The 26,405-nt window shown below is 58.6% G+C and carries 29 protein-coding genes and 1 tRNA gene; 12 read left to right on the top strand and 18 right to left on the bottom strand.

What is annotated here, in order from left to right:
* Window positions 1-5: 5 nt before the first annotated feature.
* The 7 genes from ACSV9I_RS01725 to ACSV9I_RS01695 all read right to left on the bottom strand — a co-directional run bounded on the left by ACSV9I_RS01725 (window position 6) and on the right by ACSV9I_RS01695 (window position 6,929).
* On the bottom strand, window positions 6-767 hold the full coding sequence (locus tag ACSV9I_RS01725; RefSeq protein ID WP_054156457.1) for an ABC transporter permease: 762 nt from the start codon (window positions 765-767) through the stop codon (window positions 6-8).
* Window positions 764-1,690: an ABC transporter ATP-binding protein gene (locus tag ACSV9I_RS01720; protein ID WP_438326747.1), complete on the bottom strand. Its 927-nt coding sequence runs from the start codon at window positions 1,688-1,690 to the stop codon at window positions 764-766. The genes ACSV9I_RS01725 and ACSV9I_RS01720 overlap by 4 nt, the downstream gene beginning before the upstream one ends.
* A 253-nt stretch (window positions 1,691-1,943) precedes the next feature.
* Window positions 1,944-2,771 carry a response regulator gene (locus ACSV9I_RS01715; protein WP_054156458.1) on the bottom strand — a complete coding sequence of 276 codons (828 nt, stop codon included), beginning with the start codon at window positions 2,769-2,771 and terminating at the stop codon, window positions 1,944-1,946.
* Window positions 2,772-2,922: 151 nt separating this feature from the next.
* The gene (locus tag ACSV9I_RS01710) at window positions 2,923-3,180 is read right to left on the bottom strand and encodes a hypothetical protein (RefSeq protein ID WP_054156528.1); all 258 of its coding nucleotides are present in this window, start codon (window positions 3,178-3,180) and stop codon (window positions 2,923-2,925) included.
* Between the two features lie 125 nt (window positions 3,181-3,305).
* Window positions 3,306-5,933 (bottom strand): DUF3772 domain-containing protein, encoded by a 2,628-nt coding sequence (locus ACSV9I_RS01705; RefSeq protein WP_438326745.1) that lies wholly within the window; start codon window positions 5,931-5,933, stop codon window positions 3,306-3,308.
* A 125-nt stretch (window positions 5,934-6,058) separates the two neighbouring features.
* Window positions 6,059-6,577, bottom strand: coding sequence for a heme utilization cystosolic carrier protein HutX (gene hutX / locus ACSV9I_RS01700; protein ID WP_438326743.1), 519 nt, complete (start codon window positions 6,575-6,577; stop codon window positions 6,059-6,061).
* 7 nt (window positions 6,578-6,584) lie between these two features.
* Window positions 6,585-6,929: an antibiotic biosynthesis monooxygenase family protein gene (locus ACSV9I_RS01695; protein ID WP_438326741.1), complete on the bottom strand. Its 345-nt coding sequence runs from the start codon at window positions 6,927-6,929 to the stop codon at window positions 6,585-6,587.
* A gap of 226 nt (window positions 6,930-7,155) precedes the next feature.
* Between ACSV9I_RS01695 and ACSV9I_RS01690 the strand changes: the two genes are divergently transcribed.
* The 3 genes from ACSV9I_RS01690 to ACSV9I_RS01680 are packed head-to-tail and all read left to right on the top strand — an operon-like array spanning window position 7,156 to window position 9,922.
* A complete protein-coding gene (locus ACSV9I_RS01690; protein WP_438326739.1) occupies window positions 7,156-8,046 on the top strand; it encodes a heme/hemin ABC transporter substrate-binding protein in 891 nt (296 codons plus the stop codon).
* Complete coding sequence (locus ACSV9I_RS01685) at window positions 8,043-9,131, top strand: FecCD family ABC transporter permease (protein WP_438326737.1); 1,089 nt, start codon at window positions 8,043-8,045, stop codon at window positions 9,129-9,131. Before ACSV9I_RS01690 ends, ACSV9I_RS01685 begins: the two co-directional genes overlap by 4 nt.
* A complete protein-coding gene (locus ACSV9I_RS01680) occupies window positions 9,128-9,922 on the top strand; it encodes a heme ABC transporter ATP-binding protein (protein WP_438326735.1) in 795 nt (264 codons plus the stop codon). The genes ACSV9I_RS01685 and ACSV9I_RS01680 overlap by 4 nt, the downstream gene beginning before the upstream one ends.
* Window positions 9,923-10,399: 477 nt before the next feature.
* Here ACSV9I_RS01680 and ACSV9I_RS01675 read toward each other — a convergent pair.
* The 8 genes from ACSV9I_RS01675 to ACSV9I_RS01640 form a co-directional block, all read right to left on the bottom strand.
* A tRNA-Lys gene (locus tag ACSV9I_RS01675) sits at window positions 10,400-10,475 on the bottom strand.
* A 147-nt stretch (window positions 10,476-10,622) separates the two neighbouring features.
* Complete coding sequence (locus tag ACSV9I_RS01670; protein ID WP_438326733.1) at window positions 10,623-11,543, bottom strand: PhzF family phenazine biosynthesis protein; 921 nt, start codon at window positions 11,541-11,543, stop codon at window positions 10,623-10,625.
* A 196-nt stretch (window positions 11,544-11,739) separates the two neighbouring features.
* Window positions 11,740-12,567 carry a hypothetical protein gene (locus ACSV9I_RS01665; RefSeq protein WP_438326731.1) on the bottom strand — a complete coding sequence of 276 codons (828 nt, stop codon included), beginning with the start codon at window positions 12,565-12,567 and terminating at the stop codon, window positions 11,740-11,742.
* Between the two features lie 435 nt (window positions 12,568-13,002).
* Window positions 13,003-13,728: an NUDIX hydrolase gene (locus ACSV9I_RS01660; protein ID WP_438326729.1), complete on the bottom strand. Its 726-nt coding sequence runs from the start codon at window positions 13,726-13,728 to the stop codon at window positions 13,003-13,005.
* Window positions 13,729-13,735: 7 nt separating this feature from the next.
* Window positions 13,736-14,842 (bottom strand): endonuclease/exonuclease/phosphatase family protein, encoded by a 1,107-nt coding sequence (locus tag ACSV9I_RS01655; protein WP_438326727.1) that lies wholly within the window; start codon window positions 14,840-14,842, stop codon window positions 13,736-13,738.
* 93 nt (window positions 14,843-14,935) lie between these two features.
* Complete coding sequence (locus ACSV9I_RS01650; protein ID WP_438326725.1) at window positions 14,936-16,159, bottom strand: PLP-dependent aminotransferase family protein; 1,224 nt, start codon at window positions 16,157-16,159, stop codon at window positions 14,936-14,938.
* 172 nt (window positions 16,160-16,331) lie between these two features.
* Window positions 16,332-17,351, bottom strand: a complete 1,020-nt coding sequence (gene ilvC / locus ACSV9I_RS01645; protein ID WP_054156525.1) for a ketol-acid reductoisomerase — start codon at window positions 17,349-17,351, stop codon at window positions 16,332-16,334.
* A gap of 23 nt (window positions 17,352-17,374) precedes the next feature.
* Window positions 17,375-18,076, bottom strand: coding sequence for a TetR/AcrR family transcriptional regulator (locus ACSV9I_RS01640; RefSeq protein WP_156318449.1), 702 nt, complete (start codon window positions 18,074-18,076; stop codon window positions 17,375-17,377).
* 591 nt (window positions 18,077-18,667) lie between these two features.
* Between ACSV9I_RS01640 and ACSV9I_RS01635 the strand changes: the two genes are divergently transcribed.
* From ACSV9I_RS01635 to ACSV9I_RS01615, 5 genes are all read left to right on the top strand, one after another.
* Window positions 18,668-18,916 (top strand): hypothetical protein, encoded by a 249-nt coding sequence (locus ACSV9I_RS01635; protein WP_438326722.1) that lies wholly within the window; start codon window positions 18,668-18,670, stop codon window positions 18,914-18,916.
* Between the two features lie 87 nt (window positions 18,917-19,003).
* The gene (locus ACSV9I_RS01630; RefSeq protein WP_438326720.1) at window positions 19,004-19,252 is read left to right on the top strand and encodes a hypothetical protein; all 249 of its coding nucleotides are present in this window, start codon (window positions 19,004-19,006) and stop codon (window positions 19,250-19,252) included.
* Window positions 19,253-19,339: 87 nt separating this feature from the next.
* A complete protein-coding gene (locus tag ACSV9I_RS01625; protein ID WP_438326719.1) occupies window positions 19,340-19,588 on the top strand; it encodes a hypothetical protein in 249 nt (82 codons plus the stop codon).
* Between the two features lie 87 nt (window positions 19,589-19,675).
* Window positions 19,676-19,924: a hypothetical protein gene (locus ACSV9I_RS01620; protein ID WP_438326717.1), complete on the top strand. Its 249-nt coding sequence runs from the start codon at window positions 19,676-19,678 to the stop codon at window positions 19,922-19,924.
* 87 nt (window positions 19,925-20,011) lie between these two features.
* Window positions 20,012-20,260, top strand: coding sequence for a hypothetical protein (locus tag ACSV9I_RS01615; RefSeq protein WP_438326715.1), 249 nt, complete (start codon window positions 20,012-20,014; stop codon window positions 20,258-20,260).
* Between the two features lie 66 nt (window positions 20,261-20,326).
* Here ACSV9I_RS01615 and ACSV9I_RS01610 read toward each other — a convergent pair whose 3' ends face one another.
* A complete protein-coding gene (locus ACSV9I_RS01610; protein ID WP_438326713.1) occupies window positions 20,327-20,791 on the bottom strand; it encodes an Lrp/AsnC family transcriptional regulator in 465 nt (154 codons plus the stop codon).
* Between the two features lie 164 nt (window positions 20,792-20,955).
* On the opposite strand from ACSV9I_RS01610, the gene ACSV9I_RS01605 reads away from it, so the two are divergent.
* Complete coding sequence (locus ACSV9I_RS01605; RefSeq protein WP_438326712.1) at window positions 20,956-21,669, top strand: aspartate/glutamate racemase family protein; 714 nt, start codon at window positions 20,956-20,958, stop codon at window positions 21,667-21,669.
* Between the two features lie 8 nt (window positions 21,670-21,677).
* Here the strand turns inward: ACSV9I_RS01605 and ACSV9I_RS01600 are convergent, their stop codons facing one another.
* Window positions 21,678-22,430: a pyridoxine 5'-phosphate synthase gene (locus ACSV9I_RS01600; protein WP_438327658.1), complete on the bottom strand. Its 753-nt coding sequence runs from the start codon at window positions 22,428-22,430 to the stop codon at window positions 21,678-21,680.
* Window positions 22,431-22,681: 251 nt separating this feature from the next.
* Here ACSV9I_RS01600 and ACSV9I_RS01595 point away from each other — a divergent pair, with 251 nt between their 5' ends.
* The 3 genes from ACSV9I_RS01595 to ACSV9I_RS01585 all read left to right on the top strand — a co-directional run bounded on the left by ACSV9I_RS01595 (window position 22,682) and on the right by ACSV9I_RS01585 (window position 25,205).
* The gene (locus tag ACSV9I_RS01595; protein WP_438326710.1) at window positions 22,682-23,671 is read left to right on the top strand and encodes a hypothetical protein; all 990 of its coding nucleotides are present in this window, start codon (window positions 22,682-22,684) and stop codon (window positions 23,669-23,671) included.
* A 165-nt stretch (window positions 23,672-23,836) separates the two neighbouring features.
* On the top strand, window positions 23,837-24,517 hold the full coding sequence (locus tag ACSV9I_RS01590) for a MerR family transcriptional regulator (protein ID WP_438326709.1): 681 nt from the start codon (window positions 23,837-23,839) through the stop codon (window positions 24,515-24,517).
* 172 nt (window positions 24,518-24,689) lie between these two features.
* Window positions 24,690-25,205 (top strand): DUF4405 domain-containing protein, encoded by a 516-nt coding sequence (locus ACSV9I_RS01585; protein ID WP_438326708.1) that lies wholly within the window; start codon window positions 24,690-24,692, stop codon window positions 25,203-25,205.
* Window positions 25,206-25,226: 21 nt separating this feature from the next.
* Here ACSV9I_RS01585 and ACSV9I_RS01580 read toward each other — a convergent pair whose 3' ends face one another.
* Window positions 25,227-26,357, bottom strand: coding sequence for an ATP-dependent DNA helicase (locus ACSV9I_RS01580; protein ID WP_054159442.1), 1,131 nt, complete (start codon window positions 26,355-26,357; stop codon window positions 25,227-25,229).
* Window positions 26,358-26,405 lie beyond the last annotated feature (48 nt).

The raw sequence follows: 26,405 nt of genomic DNA, 5'->3' as shown, positions 1-26,405 counted from the left end.
ACTGGTCAGGGCCGGAGCTTGTAGCCGGTCTTAAAGATCCAGTGCAGGAAGCCGAGCAGAGCCGCCAGGAAGACCCCGATCATCACCAGGCTGACCACTGGATCGATGTCCGACGTGCCAAAGAAGCTCCAGCGAAAACCACTCACCAGATAGAGAACCGGATTGAAGTGGCTGACCGTCTGCCAGAACGGCGGCAGCATATCGATCGAATAGAAGGTTCCACCGAGAAAGGTAAGCGGCGGCACGACGAGGGAAGGCACAAGCGCCAGCTGCTCGAAATTCTTCGCCAGAATACCGATGATGAAGCCAGCGAGACTGAAGGTGATCGCCGTCAGGATCATGAAGAACAACATCAGAGCCGGATGCTGGATCTGCAAATCAACAAACACAGCCGCTGTCGCCAGAATGATCAGGCCGACCAGCATGCCCTTGGTCGCCGCCGCGCCAACATAGCCGATCAGGATCTCGAACATCGCCACCGGCGCCGAGAGGATTTCATAGATGGTGCCGGTGAATTTCGGGAAGTAAATGCCGGACGATCCGTTCGACACGCATTGCGTCACCAGCGCCAGCATAATCAGGCCAGGCGTAATGAACCCGCCATAGGAGACCCCGTCAATTTCCTGCATCCGGGAGCCAACGGCTGCGCCAAACACGACGAAATAGAGCGCAGTGGACAAGACAGGCGACACGATGCTCTGCAAGAGCGTGCGACGTGTACGGGCCATCTCATAGACATAGATCGACTTGATCGCTTCGATATTCATGCGTTTTCTCCGATCAGCGACACGAAGATGTCTTCGAGCGAGGTCTGGCGTGTCGACAAGTCACCGACCAACAGACCGGCGGCGGACAGCGCCTGCAGAAGTCGGGCGATCTCCCCATCCTGACTGCCCAGCTCATAGGCATAGACCAACTCGTCGCCTCCGTCGGAAAGAGCAAGATCCCAGCTGGAAAGAGAGGCTGGCAGCGCCGTGATCGGCTGCGTCAACTTGACGGCCAACTGCTTCTTGCCCAGCTTGCGCATCAGCGCATCTTTGTCCTCGACCAGCAAAAGCCGACCTCGGTCGATCACGCCGATCCGGTCGGCAATTTCCTGCGCTTCTTCAATATAGTGGGTCGTCAGGATGATTGTCACACCCTTCTCCCGCAACCGTTCCACCAGTTGCCACATATCCTTGCGCAAGGCCACGTCGACGCCCGCCGTCGGCTCGTCAAGGAAGAGAATGCTTGGCTCGTGCGACAAGGCCTTGGCGATCAGCACGCGCCGCTTCATGCCACCCGAGAGTTCGCGCAGGGCATTGTTGCGCTTGTCGAGAAGCGACAGATCCGCCAACACCTGCTCGATGAAGGCAGGATCAGGTTTCCTGCCATTCAGGCCACGAGAGAAGCTGACCGTATTGATCACACTCTCGAACATGTCCGTTGTCAGCTCCTGTGGGACGAGGCCGATCCTGGCCCGCGCCTCACGAAAATCCTTGACCACGTCATATCCGTCGACCGTGACGCTGCCAGCGGTTGGATTTGTCATGCCACAGATGATGGAAATCAATGTTGTCTTGCCGGCGCCGTTCGGGCCTAGCAGGGCAAGAATTTCGCCCTTCTTTATGTCGAGGCTGACGCCATCAAGCGCCTTGAAGCCATTGGAATAGCTCTTGGAGAGGGATCTCACCGAAATTATGGGGGTCATGAAGTGCTCGGAAATGGACAGTGCCGGAGGCGGCGTGCGCTTCAATATAAGAACACTTCATCACGAGACCAGACCCAGCCGACCATCTTCTGCCGCATGAGGAGCAGACTGAGATCAACAACCAACCGACGCAGTGGCAGGCGTGAAGGTAGACGGGCAAGGTGCCGCGCAGTTTTGCGGGGATCATTGAGGGCTGGCGTGAGGGGGTGACAAGCCCCCCCCCTCAGCATTCGAAGCCAATCAGCAGCGGTGATCAACCAGCTTTGCGGGCCTGTGCGGCCTTGATCTGCACCAGCGTGTCCAGATTCTGGTTCACGCGGCAATAGAACTCTTCGTCGATGAAAGGCCGGAGCATGAAGTCATTACCACCAACCTTGAGGAAGCGCGCCGACAGCAGTCGGTTGTTCGATGAGGAAACGCCGATGATGCGCAACTCGTGTGAACCGCGAACGGCGCGGATACGGCGGGTCAGTTCGAAGCCGTCGATATCGGGCATATTATAATCGGTAACGACAAGTCCGACATCCGGATTGGCCTTGAGAAGCTCAATGGCCTTGGCGCCGTTTTCCGCAAGGCTAACACGGAAATTGTAACGACGCAGGCGGCTGGATAGAAGCGCTCGCGCCGTCGGGCTGTCATCAACGATCAGCACGTGATGGCGATGATTGGTCAGGAAGCGGTAGACGGACTCAGCCAGCATTTCGACGGCGAAGACATTGTCCTTGAGAATGTAGTCGACGATGTCCTTCGCTAACAGCTTCTCGCGCATTTCGTCGACGAATGTTCCGGTAAAGACCACGGTCGGAATGTTGCAGTCGATCAGATACTCAAGCGCCTCGCCATTTTCTGCACCGGGCAGATTGATGTTCGAGATTGCCAGATCGACCTTGGCGTCTGAAAGCTCATTGGCCATCTGAAGATCTTCGAAGGTGCGGCAGATTTCGACATCGACCCCCATCAGTTCCTTCAGGCGCTGCCTGATCATCTGCGTGAAGACGTTTGAGTCTTCACCGAGAATAATCCGGACATCAGGAAAAGTTTCTCCGGAATACTCCATCCCCGAGACGCCAAGAACTGCCATGACACGCCTTCTTTTGTAATTGTTTCTTCGTGAAACAGGTAACATCGATGCTTTGCGGAACCGTTAACCCCGGAAAGCACGATCTTGCGTGATTTAGGACAAATGAATAAATAACGATCTTCGCCAAGAACTTTTTCAGTTCAAGCTATTTTCACTTGATGACGGCGCCACCGTCTCCCAGTTCGATTGTCTCATCACCGGCGAGACCAATCCGGTCTCCATTCGGGAGTGTCACAAAGCAGCCGGCAGGACAGATTGTCTCGGATGCGCCAGCATCAAGCGCCAGTTCAACCTTGCTACCATCTTCAACGACGACGATGACCACAGCGGACGCCCCGCCATTGTTGATGGTCGCAGCATTCGCCCCGAATGCCAGAAGAATTCCGCCAAAGGCGAGAAGCCTTCCCATGACATGCCATTTGTCCACACCAAGATGAAGCAAGAGCGTCACTCCCCGAACGCACACCGGAACGATCCCGAAGCGCATGCCACTCTCTTGCCATTATCCGGCTGAATGCGGCCTGAATGGAGCGTTCATGGCAGGATCTTGTCATCATCCGGTTCGTCTTGCAAATCGACGTCAGGTGATTTTTGCGGAGCGAGCGGTTTTCGTCCTCTGCGGGTGATCGACATGGCATCACGCATGCTGATCGTAACATCCTGGTGCGGATAGGGCATGACGATACCCCTCGCCCGAAAGCGCTTGAGGATCTCGACGCGGACATTGTTGCGGATATCAAGCCCTTTGCCCATGTCGGCGAGATGGAAGCGCAATTCGAAATCCAGGGACGACGCGCCAAACCGCAGAAATTCAACATGCGGCTCGGGATTTCGCAGGATGTCGGGATTGTCCGCCACCACCTCCAGCAAAACCTGGATGATCTCCTCGGGATCGGAATCAAAGGCAACGCTTACCGGCACCTCGGACCGTTGCACCCTGTTGCGATGCGTCCAGTTCCCGACGGGTGCATTGATCAGTTCGGAATTCGGAACGATGATTGTCTGCCGTCGGAACGTCTCGATTTCCGTCGCGCGAACCGAAATGCGCTGGACAATGCCTTCATTGACACCGGTGATCACATGATCTCCGACCTTGAAGGGCCGCTCGACCAGAAGGATCAGTCCCGATACGAAGTTCGACACAATATTCTGAAGGCCGAAACCGATGCCGAGCGACAGGGCACCCGCCACCAGTGCAAGGCTCGATAGATCGATACCGGCGGCCGATATCCCCACAATGCCGGCAAGACCCGTACCGAGATAACCAATGCCGGTGCGCACGGAGTTTCGAACGCCGCCATCCACCTGGGACCGAGCCATGACGTTTCCGTCCAGCCACTTCTGGAACCAGCGGGTCAGCACAAGCCCTATGGCAAAGAGCAGGATGCCGCCCAGAATGCCGAAGATGGAAATCCGTATCGTGCCAACATTGATCTCGGTGAACAGGCGATAGACCCAAAGCCGGATGTCGCCCGGCTGGAAGCCCCAGGACATCAGAATAAGCGGCACACCTGTCGCAAGAGCGAAAGCATAGATGAAAAGACCGGCAACGATCCCGCTCTGATCAAGCCCGACACTGCTCAGCCTGAACTGCCGTCCGATGAACCGGCCGACCCGGGTTTCGCCGAACTGGTTCGGTGCCGAAATCGCCTTGCCGGAAAGAATGCCAATATAGATTGTCGCGACCACCGCACCGGTCACGACAATCTGCGTCGCAAGGAACCGGGCCAGCCCCACATAGCCGATCGATGCGGCAAGGATCAGCACCACGCCGACGCCCCTGAGGGTGTAGGATACCGTTCTTGGCCAGTCCCGCCCGGGCGCGGCCGGGTTCTCACTCTCTGAAAGGACCGGCTTCAGCAGGGACACGAGCACGAGCAAGAGACCAACGATGACCGACGAGACGAGGCTCTTCACCACCGTCAAAACCACAGGCGAACTGTAGGTCTCGCTGATCACAGCGAGCACGAAGTCCACGCCGTTGACCAGGACCATCAGGAATATCGCGATGCTCAGGTCGCGCGCGCCGCGATTGGAAACATGCACAAGCCGCCAATTCGGCGCAGCTGGCGCCAGAACCGCCCGGGAAACGGCGGTGACGAAGAAGACGAGACCGATCAGAGCAAAAACGGACGCCGCGATCGGGGCAATATCGCCCCGCAGCACATTGAAGGTTTGGAGCAGGAAATAGGTCGAGACAAGGAAAAAAGTCAGGGCGAGCGACGGAAGGATGGTCGACCAGAACGCGACGGACAGGCGGCTGATATAGGAGGGATCATCATTGGTTGGATCGCGGCGATGAAGCCTGCCAAACAGGCGATATTCTGCAAACACGATGGCCGATGCGAGCGCAAGCGACAGAACCACTGCGATGGCAAGCGGGGCGGCCTTGAACCGGACAACGAACTGCAGCCAGCTGAGGATACTCTTGCGCACCCGCTCGGCATCACTTCTGAACGAATCCCATGCATCACGCAGGATTGTCCCGTCGATCTCCGTATGGGCAAACAATTGATTGGTGAACAGACTGCGTCGAATATTCGATATGCGATCCGAGAGCGTCTTTGCCTCGATTGAAAGGTCTTCCGCCTGCCCCGTCATCGCATTGATTTCGGACCGCGACGCGTTCAGCCGATTGCGCTCCTGAGTGACCGCCGCATTCTCCGCCGGCTGTCCCTCTGCTGGAGGCTCGCCAAGCTCGGTCAGACGTGTCTGAATATCGTTCAAACGAGGGCGCAGATCGACGGATATCGATAACACCTCACGCACCAGAGCGTCTGTCTGGATCTTGATATCAGCGAGGATCCGGTCATCGGCCTCGTTCTTTTCAACCTGTTCGCGCAGGCCAGCGAGACGGGTGCGCACCTGCTCAATGCGCTGCGACGCAATCACCAGCGGATCATCAGGCGAGAGCGGTTCGGCTGCAGGCTCCGGAACTTGAGCCGTCGGCGCAGCCTGAACTGCTGGAGCCGTCTGGACAGGCGTGTTCGCCGCAGACGGCTCGGAAGGCGCGGTCGCACCCGCAGGAGATTCGCCCGCCGAAACAGGTGTTTCGCCGGGTTTATCCTGGGCTGGAACCGATGTTGCCCCCAGCGTGAGGAACAAAACGAAGAGGACCCGGACGAGCCGGGTGCCACGAATATGTGTCAGGATATGGATCAAGGATCTGGCCAGTCGGACAATGTCTTTGGGCGACAGTAGAGCCAGTTAAAGGCAAAAGAAAGAACGACTTGCCACAAGGCAGTGGAGAGGCAACAAACACTGCAACCGCTCAAATGCCCGGTTGGTCATGCAAATTGGGCGCGAAGTGCCTCGAAACGCTCGACCTGAGGCTCAATCAGCGCCCGGGCCTTATCGCGGCGAACGAATACCTTGAACATCGCCCTGCCCTCGCCGTTCATGAACCAGACCGAACAGGACCTGCGACCGTGGAAACCGCGATCGACGAAGACGATGGACACGCAACGATCCTTGCGGATATGGCCGCCGATCGGGCTGTCGCCATGGATGTTGAACCAGCCATGGCCTTCACTGCCATCCGGTAGACGCCCCTCGACCTCAAGCACGATATCCTCGGTATGAACGATCATGAGGATGTCGCCCCAGGTCGACAGATCGGACCAAATCTGCGCCCACTTTTCGGCAGGAACCGTAATCGCGGCCCCTTCCGGCAAAATGGCAAGAATATCCGCAGGACTGACGCCCGCCTTGGCAGCAATCTGCTCAACCACGCCATCCGGCTTTTCGGCAAGCGCTGCGCGTGCGCGCTCGTCGACCGTGCCATTCATTTCAATAGCGCCCTCCATGATTGCCTCAGGCCGCTTCGGTCGTCAGACGGTTCCCGCCGCGATCTTCGTGAATGATCACGTCAAAGCCTTCGAAATGCGGGCCAGACAAGTACTGCACCTTGCTTTCGCCGGCGCGGGCATGAGCGGCACGGAACTGCTCCGATTTCGTCCAGGCGATAAAATCCTCGTGGCTCTCCCAGACCGTATGGGAGGCATAAAGCGTGTGATCTTCTGCCACCGGGCCCTTCAGCATGTGGAACTCGATATAGCCCGGCATTTCGGCAAGACGCCCCTGGCGCGCCTTCCACTGGTTCTCGAATGCTTCTTCGAAACCCGGCACCACCCGGAAGCGGTTCATGGCGATGTACATAGATGATGACCCTTTCAAAAGCTGTTGAGACTGAAGCGGGATCGAAGCGCCATAACGCCCGGATGCGGGCACACTGGGGCGCCTGACCTCGACCTGTTGCCTTGGTATTTAAACTTGTGTATCAAAGTCAAGTTAATTGTCCGCCGCGTTTTGTCGGCCATCGGCGACCGCTCGAAGCATCGTCGATCGACCGCGAAAGACGCCCGATTACAGGTACCGATCCATTATGCAGTCTGTCTTTTTCACCCGCCGCGCCGCCCTGATCGCCGCCGCAGGAGGCCTACTCCTTGCAAGTCAACCCTTGGTCGCCGATCGGGCCACCGCAGCCGAAGCTGCGCGGATCGTCTCCATCGGCGGAACAGTCACCGAGATCATTTACGCGCTCGACGGCGGCGCACGCATCGCAGCTGTCGACACGACCAGCCTATATCCACCGGAAGCGCAGGAAAAGCCGAACATCGGTTATGTCCGCCAGATTTCCGCCGAAGGCGTGCTATCGCAGAAACCCGACCTGATCATCGCAGAAAGCGGTGCTGGCCCGGTCGATTCGATTGCGATCCTGAAAGCCAGCGGGCTGCCATTCGTCAGCATCCCCTCCCCGCCAGAGATCGATGCGATCCCGGCCAAGATCCGTGCCGTTGGCGAGGCCATTGGCCGGCAGAGCGAAGCTGGCGCGCTGGCCGACAAGGTTGCAAGTGAGCTAACAGCGATTGCGGCAAAGAACGCGGCCATATCTGGGCCGCGCAAGAAGGTCCTCTTCGCCTTGTCGCTCGCCAATGGGCGCGTGATGGCCGCAGGCTCACAGACCTCGGCGGATGCGATGATCAAGCTTGCTGGCGGTGAGAATGCCGTACAATCAATTTCGGGCTACAAGCCGCTGACGGATGAAGCGGTGATCGCCGCCGCACCGGATGTCGTGCTCGTGATGAACGGCGGAGGTACACATCTCACCAAGGAACAGGCCTTTGCGCTGCCGGCGCTGGCCGCGACGCCAGCGGGGCGTAACGGCGCCTTCATCGCCATGGACGGCCTCCTGCTGCTGGGCCTCGGCCCGCGCGCCAGCGAAGCCGCTGCCGAGCTGCATGCCAAGCTTTATAACGGGCACGCCAACCCATGAGCGTCCTTGCTGTGATTGAGGCTGGCAAGGAGGATGGCGACCGTGCACCGGTCGCCGCTGTCGTCCTGTTTGCTCTCGCTTTGCTTCTCGCCGCCGCCATCGTCGTTTCGCTCGTCGTCGGGCCAACAGGGGTGGGCCTCCCACACCTGATCAGCTACCTGACCACAGACGGGTCCAGCCTTGAGACGCAGACCCGGATCATTCTGGAAGCCGTACGCCTCCCCCGAACCGGGATGGGTCTCCTGGTTGGCGCAGCCCTTGGCGTTTCTGGCGCGATCATGCAGGGCCTTTTCCGCAACCCCCTCGCAGATCCCGGCATTGTCGGTGTCACCTCGGGCGCAGCCCTCGCTGCCGTGCTCGCAATCGTGCTCGGCCCGACCCTTCTCCTCCCGCTTCAGCAGATTTTCGGAGATCATTTCCTGCCGCTGATGGCCTTCATCGGGGGCCTCGGCAATACTTTCCTGCTCTACGCGATCGCCACCCGTAACGGCTACACGTCGACGACGGCACTGATCCTGTCCGGCATAGCGATTGCCGCCATGACGGGTGCCGCAACCGGCCTGCTCGTCTTCGTCGCAGACGACCGGGCGCTGCGCGACATCACATTCTGGTCGCTCGGCTCCCTCAGTGGCGCAACAACCGCAAAAATCCTGGCGATCCTGCCTTTCGTGGCCGCCGTACTCCTGATCACGCCCTTCGTCGCCAGAGGCCTCGACGCCCTGGTCCTCGGCGATGCGGCCGCCTTTCACATGGGGGTGCCCGTCCAGCGCTTAAAGCGGATTGCGATTCTGGCCGTTGCTGCCGCCTGCGGTGCGACGGTGGCGGCTGCTGGCTCGATCGGATTTGTCGGCATTGTCGTACCGCATCTGCTGCGGTTGGCCATCGGCCCAGCGCACCGCTTCCTGCTGCCTGCATCTGCGCTTGGAGGCGCTGCCCTTCTGCTGTTTGCCGATACCATCGCCAGGACCATCGCAGCGCCTGCAGAATTGCCGATCGGCATCATCACCGCACTGATCGGCGCACCCGTTTTCCTGCTTTTGCTGCTCCAGCGCAACGGGCGCGAAGCGATGGAGGCTCGCGGATGATTCATGCGCACCAGATCTCCGTCCGTCGCGCCGGACGCACGCTTGTCGACACGGTCAGCCTGACCCTGGAACCCGGCAAAGTATCCGTCATCATCGGCCCGAACGGGGCCGGCAAGTCGACACTACTCAAAACCCTGACCGGTGAAATCGCCGCAGACAGCGGCACCGTTCTCTATGGCGACCGCAACATTGCCACGCTGCGCGCCACTGACCTTGCAGCCATCCGAGGCGTCCTGCCGCAATCGACACACCTATCCTTTCCGTTTACCGCGCTCGAAGTCGTGCGCATGGGAGCAGTCGCACATGGCAGCCTGGACCCCAATCGCGCGGCCCGCCGTGCCCTCGCGCGTCTTGACCTCGCAGGCTTCGACGCACGCCCCTACAACAGCCTGTCCGGTGGCGAGCAGCAACGCGTCCAGTTTGCCCGCGTTCTGGCTCAGATCCCCACTCCAAGAGGCGCCAGCGGTCCTTGTGCGATCTTTCTCGATGAACCCACGGCAAGCCTAGACATCGGCCATCAGATTTCCGTGCTGGAAATTGCCCGTGATTTTGCGCGAGGTGGCGGGATCGTTCTGGCAATCCTGCACGATCTCAATCTCGCAGCCGAGTTTGCCGATCATCTCGCCATCCTTCACCACGGCCGCCTTGTGCGGGAGGGAACGCCCCTTCAGGCGCTTGAAGACGACGTTATTGCAGACGTCTACGGCATCCGGGGAGCCGTCGGGCGTCTGCCCGCCGCAGCTGTGCCATTCATCCTTCCGCAAGCTCGTCACGAATCAGTCGGCCGATAAGCCGGCTACAAGCATTATCCACAGCTATCCACAGGCAAAACTGTGCAAGAACACGAACGAAAGCGGAATATCGACGCGCGCTCGTCGAAACAAAAAAAGAACATCAACAATCTATTCATGTCCAGGATCGGTACATAAGGACAATCTCGGATAGCATCCGATGAAAGATTATCGCCAATGAGTATAGCTTTTTACGGCCCGAGTTAGGCCACGTCCGCGTGAAGTTGCACCATCAGATATCTGTATGCTTGGAGGCGGAATACTCATCGCGAGCCAGGGCAAACGAAGCGTACGACCGCAGCCCGCCCCACCCCGAGTTTCAGTCAGACGGCAGTCACGCCGCCGCCATGAGAATACGGTCGGTGAAATTGAGCGGAGATGCGTAGCCAGATTGGCCAGCCAAACTGTGCCATCAGTCCTCTATGCCGAGAGCTCGGCAATTGCGAAGACTCTGAAATTATGATCGCATGGAGAAAATGGTGGGTGATGTAGGGCTCGAACCTACGACCCGCTGATTAAGAGTCAGCTGCTCTACCAACTGAGCTAATCACCCGCCTGCACCGGCTTCCGGTACGTCCGCCGCCGTTTCCGGTGGCGTGACCGGGCGTATAAACAGGATATTCCTGCTTGTCTAGCGCCCAGTCAAAAAATCTTTGTCAAACGGTCAAAAAAGAAATCGAGGCCACCATTTCCGGGCTTTTCAAAGATCGAGGATTCCGCTCGCGATGCGTACCGCCTGCCCGCCGATCCGCGCTCTCGCGATCTGATCGTCCTCAACATCAATATGCAAATGAATATGCGAGGGTCGGCCCATTTCGATTCCCTGTTCGATGAGCAATGCGTGGTGACCATTCGGCAAGCCGTCAAACTGATGGATTGCGCCAGAGAGCGCAGCGACGGCAGAGCCAGTCGCCGGGTCCTCCGAGATCCCCATATCGGCGCTGAACATGCGGGCATGGAACCGGGCTGAATGATGGACGCCGCCCCGGCAATAGACATAGGCCGATGTCAGATGCCCATCGCACATCGGCGCCATGCGCTCCCAGAGGCCTGGATCGAATTCGAGTGCGGCCATGGTGGCGAGGTCATGCACAGGCACCAAGAGGAAAGGCACACCGGCGCTCCACACGGACGGCACATGGTTTTCAAACCCGACCTTCGTGGTATTCAAGGACAAGGCATCGGCAATGGCCTGCCTGTCGAGCGCAAAATCATGCTGGGACGAATTGCGCGGCAGGGTAAATTCGGCGAAGCCAGCCTCCCCCTTGCGCAGCTTGACCGCACAGCGGACCGGACCCACCTGCTCTTCAAGCACAGAGACCAGATCGAGCGGGCCATTTGTTCCAAGATCGTGCGACCGTTCGGCGAGCGCGACTGCGGTCCCAACAGTCGGATGCCCGGCAAAAGGCAATTCCCTTGCCGGCGTAAAGATGCGGATGCGAGCCGTATGCAAAGGGTGATCGGCCGGCTGAACAAAAACCGTTTCGGACAGGTTCAATTCACTGGCGACGGCCTGCATCGCCTCATCAGACAATCCCTCCCCGTCGAAGATCACGCCCAGCGGATTGCCGGCAAGCTTCCGGTCGGTGAAGACGTCATAGATCGCATAGTTTCTTGCCACAGGTATCTCCGAAACAACTCGCTTGAGGTTCAACACTGCCCGACACGAACGAGCAAGGCAAGCAAGCGGGAGAACCTCAAAGCAGGTCAAAAATAACGAAGGCCCGGAGGCGGTCCGGGCCTTCTGGGAGGTTGTGCCGTGCGCGAGGGCGGACTGCTACGAACGGCGTCCCCCGTCTCGGAAGATGAGACGTGATTTAACGGATGACGGCTGAGGCCTCGCCACGCACCTTTTTGTCGCAATGGTTCTGCGCCCAGGGGAAAGGCAGACGGCAAAGGACATTCGGGCGACCAGAGAGGTCAACCGACTGGGGATCCCGATCCGGACGCGGCGGCATCTTGACCGGGGTCGCCGTAACCGGAGGCGTTGTCACCGGAGGCGTTGTTGGCACTGTCGGCGTAGTCACCGGAGGCGTTGTCACCGGCGGCTTATTGTCCGTCACGGGAGGCTGCGGCGTCGGGACTGAGGGGCCTGGCGGGGTCGGCCCTGCCGGAGGCTGATGACCGCCTGGTGGCTTGCCACAGTGCGGATCGAACCCATGCGACGGACCGTTGGTCCACGGCTTGTTGATGTCGAGCGACACCGTCTTATGACCGTGCCTGTTGCGATCCTTGCCTTTACCCTTGTCCTTGTCTTTGTCCCTGCCGTGGCCCTTGTCCATGTCCTTGGACACGCCGCCAGACCAGGAATTGGAGAATGAGCCAGAGCCGGACTTAGAGCCGGACTTGGAGCCGCCATTCGAGCCCGACCAGGACTTGGAGGATCCGGAATGGGAATTGGACTTGGACGAAGATTTGGAAGAGCCCTGCGAACCCTTGTCTTTGCCGCCACGATCGTGACCACCGCGACCGCTACTGTCGCGATCATGGCCACCACGATCATGACCGCCACCATCACGACCACCGTGATCGCTGCCGCCGCGATCATGGCCACCGCGGTCACCTCGGCCGGCCAGAGCCTCTGAAGAGACCCCTCCAAGCAGAGTAGTGGCGACAAGTGCCACAGAGAAAATCATTTTCTTCAACTGACTGCTCCAGTTAATTTGGTTACCAGCCCCTTAACAAGCATGGATTTACTACGGCTCACGTTACGTCAGTTCAATAAACTTGTGATTTGCTGTTGGCTCGCGTCACACAACAATACATTGCGAACGCAATCTATACTCACAATCGAGCCATGGTTTGGTCGCATTTCAGGGAAAGCGAGGCACCAAGAAGGCGGGAGAGACGGGAAAATGCGGCGTTTTGCGCGGCGGAACGCGGCGAGACTGCGGCAAGTATTAGCCGCGCCAAATCTACGAATGGGTTTGCGGAGACTTCACGGCCGAAATGTGATTAGACGCCGCCCGACTGAACATGTGAGGCGCAATTGCGGCACGCTGCACCGATACATGCCCCGCGACGATGGGTGAACACCGGTACGTGATGGCAATCACGGTGGAAAAAAGGCAATGAGCGGTTCAGTCTGCGGCGAAATACCAGCGCAGAATCGGCAACATCGCTGGATTGTATCGGTGCGCTGAAGGCGTGGGATCAAATATGGCGACGGCACCGTCAATCTCGTCATGACCGGAACCAATAAAACGCTCGATCCGAGCGAGGATTTCGTCCGCGGTGAGCTCAAACCGGAAGATTTGGAGCAAGGCGAGCTTGCTCATGCGGTAACTGGCAAAGATGCGGCCGTCGGTTGCGGCATCCGAGAGATCAAGGCCTGTCTCCTCCGACACTTCACGGTGCATGTTGCCGATAAGATCGCAACGCCCATCGATGATATCAGCGAGGTCGAACGAACCCGCCGCGAAATAAACCTGACCTGCATTCGCGGTATGTGCCGCCATCCTGACAGCAATCAGTGCGCCGTCGGAAGAGGCAATCACCGGATAGCCGAAAACATGACTGGCACCCGCCAGCATCGGTCGCTGGCGCCACCACAGAAAGGTTGCAAAGCTCGAGACGTGCCCGACTGCTGAAATCCAGCCGTCGCGACAGTTGATCGCGCGCTGCAGGACGACAGGACCGTTGAAGAGGGCCGGATTCGCCCCGCGCTCTATCTCCCAATGGGCGGCGATTGCTGCCGCGTATTCCAGATCCAGCGGATGCATGCCATCTTCGACCGAGAGCGTGTAGCCAGAAATCTCGACGACCCGGCCGTCCTCGGGAAGACCTATGATGTTTGCCGAAGTCATCGCGCTCTCATGGCAGGTCGAAACTGAGGACCACCGGGCAGTGGTCCGATGCCTTGGGGCGATCCCATCCTGTCCGCGGGTATCGCTCGACTTCCTGGCCGGGCGGGAAAGGCGTGCGGAAAGGCTGCCCACTCCGGATGATCTCGGGCACTGCTACCGGATTGGCAGCCGCCAATGCAGACGAGAGCCAGATATAGTCTAACTGGCAAAGATGCTGCTCCTGCGGACCTCGCGCATGATAAAGCGTCCAGCGATCAAGAGCATCGCGTCGGCGCATGACGTTTTCGGCAAAGCCGTCCTGCGCGAAGATATCGAGTGCACTCTCCAATCCCGCACGCACTTCATAACGAAACCCGCGACGCCGGTCACCAATCACGTCGACCCGTTCCTGATAGTCGTTCATATCGCCGCAGATGACAAAGTTCTGCTGGTCGCATCGGTCCCCGAACTGGTTTTCAATGATGTGGCGAACCGCCCTCACCTCAGCCTCACGCACAGGCATTGTGGCCGAGCGTCCGTCCACATCCCCCCGTCCGCCGGTCATCGACTTGAAATGAACGACATAAAGTCTGAGCGCCCGTCCCCCGATGCGCAGATCAAGTTCGAGACAGTCCCGCTTGAAGATCCGGTCTTCGGGACGCAAGCCGGGACCAAGCGCCTCGGTGTAAAGCCCGAGATCATGATAGGTAAGGGCCGCATGGCTTCTGACATCCTTGAGTTCGATCTTCTCGCCATGCCGGGTTTCCTCGCGCATCAAGACAGCAACATCAATCCCTCGGCTATCATTGCCCTCGACCAGGTATTTTTGACGATAGCCGGACCCGACCATGCGAAACAGATAGCCATATTCGAACGCCTGCAGAGCCTCCATGCTGTCGACTTCCTGGAGGCACAGGATATCTGCGTCGGTATCAGCAATCGCCAACGCCGACATCTGCCGGTTATCATCGGCGGCCGCAATGACGCGCGCCGCTTCCAGCTGCTGATAGATAGCTTCAGTTTTGATGTCGAAAAGCGTCATCACCCGATCGGTGCGCAACTGGTTGCGATAGCCGGAAAAATCGAAACGGGTGATCAGGTTTTCGATATTGAAAGTGGCGATACGGACGGTCATCTCGGCCTTGCATGACAACGGCCACCGGACGCAGCGGCCGCTTGCAATGAACCACGCCTGGAATGCCCCCGCAAGCGTGGCACACTTGCGTCCTCAGGCTGCCTTGCGGCTTGCCTCGGCGATGAGGCGTCCAAGCCGCAATATACCTTCGGCGATCATCTCCTCGCTGGCGCAGGAAAAAGACAGGCGCAAGGTGTTTGCACCGGACTTGTCGGCAAAGAAGGCTTGCCCCGGCACGAAGGCCACCTTCTCCGTCTCGATCGACCGTGCAAGCAGGGTGGCTCCATCCATGCCCGCCGGCAAGGTGACCCAGATGAACATGCCGCCATCCGGTCGTGTCCAGGAAGTACCAGGGGGCATATGAACAGCAAGTGCTGCCAGCATTGCATCACGGCGCGCTGAATATATTGACCTGATCTTCTCGACCTGGGCTGGAAAGTGCCGCTCGGCAACCGTCGCGACCGCCATCTGGTTAATCGATGAGGAATGGAGATCGGCGGCCTGCTTCATCAGGACAAGCTTGCGGATGACCGGCGTCGCGGCCACCACGAAGCCCACGCGCAGACCCGGCGCCAGCGTCTTTGAGAAACTGCCACAATAGATGGTGCGCGTCGCCTCGATCGACCCGGTCCTCTCGATATCGAGTGCAAGGATCGACCGCATACTGGTGCCGTCATAGCGCAGATGCTGATAAGCAGCATCTTCAATGACCGGGATATCAAGTTCGGTTGCAAGAGACAGAACCTGTTGCCGCTCTTCAGGCGATACTGTCTCACCCGTCGGGTTGGAAAAATCAGACGACAGATAGGCGAACTTTACCCGGCCACCCGCCGCTTCCGCCGCTGCACGATAGCTCTCCGGCGTCCGGTTGCCGAAACTGAGTTGGTCATAGGCCGGCTCATAGGCATTGAAGGCCTGCAGGGCGCCAAGATAGGTGGGCCATGTGACCAGCGCCGTATCGCCGGGAGACAGAAAAAGCTTGCCAAGATAGTCCAGAGCCTGCTGCGAGCCCGATGTGATGAAGATGTTGTCAACGCCGCAATCGATCCCAAGCCGACCCATCTCATCGCACAACCATTGTCGAAGCGGCATATACCCCTCCGAAACCGAATATTGCAGCGCAGCGGTCGACTGGCCGCCGGCAAATATCTCCGCATAGGCCTGCTGAAATGCGTCCGTCGGAAATAGTGCAGGATCGGGAATGCCGCCGGCAAAGGAGATGATGTCCGGCCTGTCGAGCAACTTCAGAAGCTCGCGGATCTCTGACGCCCGCATCCGCGACGAGCGGGTGGCGAAAACTTCATTCCAGTCCAGCATGGGGTTTCCTCAATGTTTCTCGTTAGCCCCAGATGAACACGAAACAGTCGATAGGTCAACAATACTGACCTATCATGATCTAGATCGATCGAGACACCCGTTTGCCCGGATTCGACAAGGAAAAAGGGCCGGAGAGTTTCCTCCCCGGCCCCTTCATCAAATGCGAAAAAAATCAGTTGCGAGCCTTGTCGACCAGCTTGTTCTTGCCGATCCACGGCATCATGCCGCGCAGCTTGGCGCCGACTTCTTCGATCTGGTGAGCGTCGTTCATGCGGCGGATACCCTTGAAGCGGGCGGCACCTGCGCGGTATTCCTGCATCCAGTCCGAGGTGAACTTGCCGGTCTGGATGTCGTGCAGGACGCGCTTCATTTCAGCCTTGGTTTCAGCCGTGATGATGCGCGGACCGGTGACGTATTCGCCCCACTCGGCCGTGTTCGAGATCGAGTAGTTCATGTTGGCGATGCCGCCTTCATAGATCAGGTCGACGATCAGCTTCACTTCGTGCAGGCATTCGAAATAGGCCATTTCAGGCGCGTAGCCGCCTTCGACCAGCGTCTCGAAGCCGGCGCGGATCAGCTCGACCAGACCGCCGCAGAGAACGACCTGTTCGCCGAAGAGGTCGGTTTCGCACTCTTCCTTGAACGAGGTTTCGATGATGCCCGAACGGCCGCCACCAACGCCACAGGCGTAGGAGAGAGCGAGATCCAGCGCATTACCCGAGGCATTGTGATGGATGGCAACGAGGCACGGTACGCCGCCGCCCTTCTGGTATTCGCCGCGAACCGTGTGGCCCGGGCCCTTCGGCGCAATCATGACGACGTCGACGGTCGACTTCGGCTCGATCAGGCCGAAATGAACGTTAAGGCCGTGTGCGAACGCGATGGCGGCACCGTCACGAATGTTGCCGGCAATGTCGGCCTTGTAGATGTCGGCCTGCAACTCGTCAGGCGTCGCCATCATCATCAGGTCGGCCCAGGCCGCAGCCTCGGCAACGGTCATGACCTTAAAGCCGTCGGCTTCGGCCTTCTTGACGGTCGGCGAACCGGCCTTGAGGGCGATGACAAGGTTCTGGGCGCCAGAGTCCTTCAGGTTCAACGCATGGGCGCGGCCCTGCGAACCGTAGCCGATGATGGCAACCTTCTTGGACTTGATCAGGTTCAAGTCGGCATCACGATCATAATAAACGCGCATGGTAGTGTCCTTCCCTAGGATTGTCAGTTGTGGTGAATGTTGCTCAGCGGCTGACCGGGACGAGACGCCCCATCCAGATCCGCCAGGACGCGATCAGTGCCGAATAAGGTCAGGAAGGCAGAAACTGCCTTCGCTGCGCGGGCACCGAATTTCTGAGGTTGCGGTGCATCGCCCAAAAGCAGACGCACATGCAGATCCGTGACGATCAGACCATAGAGTGTACGGTAGGCTTCCTCGCCGTCACCGAAGCGCAGGAGACCGTCCCGCTGCCCGGCATCCAGCAGCGCCCGCGCACGCCGGTCGATCTGCCGACGGCCACGCTCCAGCAGCAATGTACCGAGCTTGGAGCCATCACGACTCGACTGGCCGATAGCAAGACGATTCAAGGCAAGCGACACGTCGCCGGCCAGCACCTCCAAAAGGTCGCGGGCAAATACCTCGAGATGTTCGGCAAGGGTTGCGACCGTCAGACGCTCTCCTGCCCGCTCCACGGTGCGGACCTTGCTCGCCTGATAGGAGATCATGGCCGACAAGAGACCGTCGCGATCACCGAACCATTTGTAGAGGCTCTCCTTCGAGCAATTGGCGGCCCGCGCCAGACCGGCAGTCGTGACTGCCTTGTCTCCCCCCTCGACCAGGAGACGCAAGGCTTCCGCCAGCACGGCGCTCTGGCGTGGGGAAAATTCTGATGCTTGGCTGTTGTCGCTCGACACAGGGGCCTCCATGTACCGTACGGTACGGTTCGCGCCTCTTATCGGATGCTCAAGCGCAGAGGTCAAGGGGTTCGCGCAAGAATCTGGAGCATCAACCAGCCAGATCCGGCTCACTCACCTACGGCAAATGCCGATTCAGGCCGAATTCCAGGATCACCCTCAGTCACAAAAGGTTGATTGAGATAAAAAATAACAGTTATATACGACAGCAAAATGACGCTCATTTTTTAGCGCAAACGCCTGTTTTTGCATCATAATAATTTCAAGTACCCATCATGGTACCGAGTATTTTCACCGAACCAATCAGTTCGATTGTGCGCAATTCGGTATTGAAAAACGAAATCGGATGGGCCACATCCAGCTCATCGAACCGAACAGTTCGACTTGAGGTTCACCAGACGAGACGTCGTGTGGAACTCGCCCGGCCAAGTCCGACCGCAGTGATTAGAGATGGTCACCACGATCGAAACAGCAAGAGGACGAGCTTCATTATCGACCAACCCGTCGCCAAAACGCCGATCTCCGCTCTGAAAGGGTGTCGGCACAAACACAACCTATGCGGGACAAGAATCAAGTCTCGCGACCATGACTAGGAGTTACACCATGAAGACCATTCTTTCCGCCGCCCTGATCGCTCTCGCTGCCGGTTCGGCTGCCTACGCAAATGTCCAGCCGATCCCGGGCTCGATCACCTACAACAACGCCAACGTTCATCTTGAACAGGCACCGGTCGGCTCGACCTTCTTCCACACTTTCTCCAACGGTGACGGCCGTGACGTTCGCGAAGTCTACAAGGTCAACGCCGACAAGTCGGTGACCCTCGTCAACCGCACGATCTCCAACGCTTCTTAATCAACAAGCCTCCCAAGGCACCTCACGAAGGCCGGCCGGGCGCCAGGCGCCCAGGCCGCCACACAAAACCCGATAGGAGTTACCACCATGAAGACCATTCTTTCCGCCGCCCTGATCGCCCTCGCTGCCGGTTCGGCTGCTTATGCAAATGTCCAGCCGATCCCGGGCTCGATCACCTATGACAACGCCAACGTTCATCTTGAACAGGCACCGGTCGGCTCGACCTTCTTCCACACCTTCTCCAACGGTGACGGCCGTGACGTTCGCGAAGTCTACAAGGTCAACGCCGACAAGTCGGTGACCCTCGTCAACCGCACCATCTCCAACGCTTCTTAATCAATACGCCTCCCAAGGCACCTCACGAAGGCCGGCCGGGCGCCAGGCGCCCAGGCCGCCACACAAAACCCGATAGGAGTTACCACCATGAAGACCATTCTTTCCGCTGCCCTGATCGCCCTCGCTGCCGGTTCGGCTGCTTACGCAAACGTCCAGCCGATCCCGGGCTCGATCACCTATGACAACGCCAACGTCCAGCTCGAACTGGCACCGGCCGGCTCGACCTTCTTCCACACCTTCTCCAACGGTGACGGCCGTGACGTTCGCGAAGTCTACAAGGTCAACGCCGACAGGTCGGTGACCCTCGTCAACCGCACCATCTCCAACGCTTCTTAATCAACACGCCTCCCAAGGCACCTCACGAAGGCTGGCCGGGCGCCATGCGCCCAGGCCGCCGCACAAAACCCGATAGGAGTTACCATCATGAAGACCATTCTTTCCGCCGCCCTGATCGCTGTTGCTGCCGGTTCGGCCACTTTCGCTGGTACCATGCCGGTTCCAGGCTCGATCACCTACGACAATGCTGGCGCCCAGCTGCAGCAGTCGCCGGTAGGCTCGACCGTATTCCACACCTTCTCCAACGGTGACGGCCGTGACGTTCGCGAAGTCTACAAGGTCAACGCCGACAAGTCGCTGGATCTCGTCAGCCGCACCATCTCCAACGCTTCTTAATCAATACGCCTCCCAAGGCACCTCACGAAGGCCGGCCGGGCGCCAGGCGCCCAGGCCGCCACACAAAACCCGATAGGAGTTACCATCATGAAGACCATTCTTTCCGCCGCCCTGATCGCCCTCGCTGCCGGTTCGGCTGCTTACGCAAACGTCCAGCCGATCCCGGGCTCGATCACCTATGACAACGCCAACGTCCAGCTCGAACTGGCACCGGCCGGCTCGACCTTCTTCCACACCTTCTCCAACGGTGACGGCCGTGACGTTCGCGAAGTCTACAAGGTCAACGCCGACAAGTCGGTGACCCTCGTCAACCGCACCATCTCCAACGCCTCCTGACCTCCTCGGGCGACGTGAGGCTCCGGGGCTTCGGCCCCGGGGCCAATTTTTCATGCAAGCAATCACCTAGATTGCATAGTCGACTGGAATGGTCAGGCCATTCTTCAGCGTCTCCATCGAGATGGACGCAGAGACATCAAAGAGCTCGACGCGTTTTACAAGGCGCCGGTAAACGACATCATAGTGCTCCACCCGCGGCAGGACGATCTTCAGAATATAATCGTAATGCCCCGTCAAACGGTGCGCCTCAACGATCTCCGATATGTCACCGACTGCACGCCGGAATTCCTCGATCCATTCATCCGCATGATGCGCCGTCTTTATCAGGGCATAGACGGTGGTTGGAACACCCGTCTTCTCTCGGTCCAGGACAACGATGCGCCGGGTGATATAGCCCTGCTCCTCAAGCTTCTGAATTCGCCGAGAACAGGCGGAGACCGAAAGTGAGACCCTATCGGCAATGTCCGCGACGCCGACACCTGCATCCCTTTGCAGCATATCCAGAATCTTCCTGTCTCTTTCATCAATCACGCTCATCTCTCCCGCGAGTCACAGTAAGCGCGCAAAAATTCAGCGCCAAACACTAATATCGTCGCTGTAACGACGCGACAAGGATCGAAATCTGACTTCACAATGCATCCTGATCGCGCGGAGCCTCGGGCATCATCAGGACATTCAAGAGATGGGAGACAAAGATGCGGATGATTGGCCTGATCGGTGGGATGAGTTTCGAGAGTTCAGCGGTCTACTACCGCCTCATCAATGAAGCTGTCCGCGCGCAGCTCGGCGGACTCTCTTCTGCCGAGGTCATCATGCATTCCGTGAATTTCGAAGAGATTGTTGGTCTGCAGAAGGCCGGACGCTGGGCCGATGCCGCAAATCGCCTTGCAACAGCCGCAGCAGGGCTGGAACGGGCCGGCGCCTCCTGCGTTCTCATCTGCACCAACACGATGCATCTGGTCGCAGATGCAGTTGAGGGCCGGCTTTCCGTGCCCCTGATCAACATAATCGACGAAACAGCGGCATCCCTGAGAGCGCACGGCGCAAATCGACCTCTCCTTCTTGCCACCCGCTACACGATGGAGCACGGCTTTTACGCCGAGCGCATGCGCCGTCACGGCATCGAAATCATGGTACCGGATGCCGATGGTCGCACAACCACACACGACATCATCTTCAATGAGCTCTGCGCCGGAGAGATCCGTCCGGCCTCACGCGAAGCGCTCCTGGAGATCGTCGCAAGCGCGAAAGCCAAAGGCGCAGATAGCGTGATCCTCGGCTGCACAGAAATCTGCCTCATCCTCAATCCAGAGCAACTGCCGTTACCGGGATTCGATTCCACCGCCATCCACGCCGCGGCGGCGGTAACCTTTTCGCTGGCCGGCAAAGCCGCCATACGCGCGGCCTGAGCCCTGCCTCACACAACCTGGCCACAGGCACGCCGGAACCGTCTGACGGTTTCGGCCATGCCGTATTGCAACGCATCGGCCGTCAGACCATGGCCGATGGAGACCTCCGCCAGCTCCGGAATTCTCTTGACCAGTGCCGGCAGGTTGGCAACCGTCAGATCATGCCCCGCATTGACGCCAAGCCCAAGCGCAAGCGCAGCATCAGCAGTCAGACCGAGACGCTCCACCTCGCGAGACGCTGCCTGAGGATCATCGAAGCAACCGCCGTAAGGCCCCGTATACAGCTCGACACGCTCAGCACCGGTGGCCTTGGCGAGCGCCATGGCCTCCGGCCGGCCATCCCCATCGACGAACAGCGAAACCCGCATACCTTTTGCCCGCAGTCGCGCCACGACACGCGCAAGCTCGGCCTGATGGAGCGATAGATCCCAACCGTGATCGGACGTCGCCTGGGATGGATCGTCGGGTACGAGGGTTACCTGTTCCGGCTCGATCTCTTCGCAGAGACTGAGGAAATCCTCACTCGGATAGCCCTCGATGTTGAATTCGGCCTGCGGAAAAAGGTCGTCGATCAGCGCACGCAACACCGGCAAATCGCTAAATCGAATATGCCTCTGGTCGGGCCGCGGATGCACGGTCAGACCACTGGCGCCGGCCTCCAGCGCCACGCGCCCGAGATCGGCCACGTTGGGCCAGGGAAGGTCACGCCGGTTGCGGAGCATGGCGATGGCATTGAGATTGACGGAGAGCTGGGTCGGCATGATCGACTGACTGTCCTGCATGAAAGAATGAAGCGTTACACGCAGCATCTGTAGGACATCGCACCGACGAAGACCAACGAGAATCGCAAATCATACGATTGAAGACTTTGATGGGTGGCGAGGAAGACCAACCTCCTAGACTTTAGGGTATTGACGAGCCCTGCCCATCCGCTACTCAGTTAACAATTGTGACAAATCGCACAATCGCGCATGCGCGACGCTCGGAATGAACCGAAACGAACGGGACAGGAATGACCAACACAGCCAGGATCGAACAGACCAGGGTTGCGGAAGCCTTGCGCCACGTGTTGGCCAGCCGGACATTTGCACGCTCCGAACGCTTACGCTCCTTCCTGAAGTTCGTCGTCGAAATGGAACAATTGGGCCTCGCGCATCAGCTCAAAGGCTACACGATCGGGATCGACGTCTTCAGCCGTGACGAGGGCTTCGATCCAGGCACTGACCCGCTTGTGCGCGTCCACGCAGGCAAATTGCGCAAACTGCTGAACCAGTTCTACGCCGATGAGGGACGCAACGAGACCTTGCGCATCCGCATACCGCTTGGTGGTTATGTTCCAGTCTACGAGGATACACTCGATACGAACTGGGACAAAGAGGCACAGCCCCTGTCAGCCGTCGCCATCCCGATGTCGTCAAGCATGCCGGCGTTCACCTCACACAGCACAACCATTGCCGACCTTCCCAACATCACGGTCGTCAATGCTCAGCGCTCTGACCGTCGGGCTGGCATCTTCCTGCAGGCTTTGGGCACCGAGAGTCACTGGGCCGTTGCGCTGAATGGTCGCCAGGCAGAGCGGCAAGGCCGAGATCAGACTGGGTCGGCCGCATTGCAGTTCGAACTGCATATCGAAGTGACCGATGATGCATCAGACCGCCTCAGCGTCTGGCTGCGCCACACGGCGAGCAACATGGAGGTTCCAAGCTCTCGCATGTCGATTGACATAACGGAGGACAATCTGGTGCTGGCCATGGCCGCAAATCAGTTTGCAAGCACGAACCTGACCATCCCCGGCCATGTGTACCGGTTCTGCAACAAACGGGGCCTCTCAAGCGGACTGATGCTCTGCCTAGAAGCGACCTACCGCTATAAGCTCGAACAGACAGATGACGCTTTCCAGCAGGCGCGACGCCATCAGCAGCGCTGGTCCGGCATGCGCGCAAGCAAGGAGCTAATTACCGAAATACCCCGCCTGATTACACTATCCTGCATGGCCAACTAAATCCGCTCAACACCCTCATTCACGAATTTATTTTACCGATCTCTTATATATGTGTACCCTTAACCATGAAGCGAATCCCTGAACGGCGGATCGGAGGAGCATCATGTCAGATTATACGACGACGAAGAGGACGATGACGAATAGGGCCTATTGGGGAGGGGCAAGATGAACGGGGCAAAACCACTGAAAAAGGTTGGAAAGCAGGCAGATCCGTCGACTGACGATATTTTCCTGCCGGAGATTACACTGCCTCTGGATGCCCCGGCCGAACCGGTGGCCATCGCAGACATGGCCGAATATTTCGGCGTCACACATCGCACGCTGCATTTTTACGAAGAGAAGGGCCTGATAGAGGCATCACGGATCGGCTTGATGCGGATATACCGCCGCCGTGACGTGCTGAGAATGGCGCTGATAAATGCCTGCCGTGAAATCGGAATGCCGATTTCCGTCATCCAGGATCTGTTTGAGTCGCTGGCAACTGCAAGTTCCGTCACCCAAGCCAATGAGATGTTTGAAGAGGCTCTGTCCGCTCGGCGAAGGGAATTGACCGCCCATCTGTCGACCGTCCACCGGCAACTTCAACAGATCAACTCGCTTCTGGTCCAGGGGGAGGACGACAATCAACCAGCAGCCATCCGCGCTACATCCAACCTCAGCGAAGCGGAACTGACCTGCCTGCATCTGATGGCAGAAGGCTTCACCACAACACGCATCGCTCGGAAACTCGACTTGAAGTTCGACGAAACCGAAGAGATTGAACGGCATGTGATCTCAAAGATCGGGGCACAAAACCGCTTTCAGGCCGTCGCCAAGGCTGTCCTGCTCGGGCTTGTGGCGAACTGAAAGCGATTGCCTCCAACAGCCAGCCGGCAGCGGTCCGGCAGGTTGCAGAAAGACGTGGAAACCAGCGCTGCGCGACTGCTTTTGCCACCTGTCAAAAATGGAGGAAATGTAACGGGACGTGGCGCGTTGCTGCGACTAGAAGGCACGTGTTGCAATATTTCAGGTGCTTCTCATGTCCTCACTTCTCTCTCGCTACGCGACCCCACTCACCACGGGCCTCTTTCTCGTTTCCCTGATCTCAGGCATTGCGCTGTTCTTTCACTTCGGGACCACAGCCTTCCGGGAGATGCACGAATGGCTTAGCATGGTGCTGATCCTGCCCTTCCTGCTGCACATCTGGAAGAACTGGCGCCCGTTCCTCAGCTATTTCAAGCGCTTGCCGATGTCCCTTTCACTGGCTCTCTGTCTCGTCGCCGGTCTGGTTTTCGCTTGGCCGGCGATCACGGGCTCGGCCAGCGGTGCCGGCGGAAATCCCGCCTTCGCCATGATCAACGTCGTCGCCGCAGGCACGCCTGGTCAGGTCGCACCTCTGCTCGGCAAATCCGAATCCGAGGTCGTCACAGCACTGAAGGACAGCGGCTTCACCGCCGCCGATGCGACCAAACCTCTCTCGGAAATCGCCTCAGCTTCCGGCAAGGACACCATGGCCCTGATGGCAACCCTGAGCGCCATGGGCAACAAGCCCTAAATCAAGCAGAAAACTTGGCGCTCACCGGACGATGGTGAGCGTCTCCGCCGCGCGCGTTACAGCGGTATAAAGCCAGCGCTCGCGGGTGTCGCGAAAAGCCCAGCTCTCATCAAAAAGCACGACGTCATTCCACTGCGAGCCCTGTGCCTTGTGGACGGTCAGGGCATACCCATAGTCAAACTCATCGTAACGTTTGCGCGTCGACCACGGGATCTCCGTGTCGATTTCCTCGAAGGCAGCTTTGAGAAGTTTGATCTTCGCCGCACCCCGATCCATATCGTCGTCTTCCGGCTTGATCAGAAGATTGATGCCCGGCTTTACCGTCTCGCGCGACGACGTCATAACCTGCCAGAGGGAGCCGTTCAAAAGCCCCTTCACCTGATCGTTGCGCAGGCAGACCAGCTTATCGCCGGCTTGGGGGTATTCGGCCGTGAACCCCTTCAACTCGCGCAGGCGCATATTGTAGCGCCGCCGTGTCTTATTGGTTCCAACCAGAACCTGATCAGCGTTTAACACCAGCTCCTGCGTCACCTCGTTTTTCGAGATCACCCGCGCTGTCGTGCCATAGTCTCCATGCATGATCTCCTTGCCCTCGCGGATATGCATCGCGAGTTGGATGATCGGATTGTCTCGTGCCTGACGGTGGATGTCGGTCAGCAGATAGTCCGGCTCCTGATCGGTGAAGAAACCGCCACCGGATACCGGCGGAAGCTGCCCCGGATCGCCGAGCACCAGGATCGGCGTCCCGAAACTCATCAAATCCCGTCCCAGTTGCTCGTCGACCATCGAGCATTCGTCAATCACGATCAGCGCCGCCTTGGCAACCGGGCTCTGGCGGTTGATCGAGAACATCGGCGCAATCGATGTCTTGCCAGTATCTTCGTCCTCGACGGCCTCTTCTCCGCGCGGACGATAGATCAGCGAATGAATGGTCTTGGCATTGGAGGCACCGCGTGACCGAAGCACCTGCGCGGCTTTGCCGGTAAAGGCTGCAAACAGCACCTCGCCGTCGACATGTTCGGCGAAATGCTTGGCAAGCGTCGTCTTGCCGGTGCCCGCATAGCCGAACAGGCGGAAGACCGGAGTCTTTCCGTCTTTCAACCACTTGGAAACGGCCTTGAGAGCCTCATCTTGTTGCGGGGCAAATTGCATCCATAGGTCATGCGCGGATTCGTGGGCGACTTGCAAGGCAAAAGCCGC

The sequence above is a fragment of the Rhizobium sp. G187 genome, from assembly GCF_051549525.1.
Classification (GTDB): Bacteria; Pseudomonadota; Alphaproteobacteria; order Rhizobiales; family Rhizobiaceae; genus Allorhizobium.
Note: the sequence above shows the minus strand (reverse complement) of the source record. Positions and strands in the feature narration are given on the sequence as shown.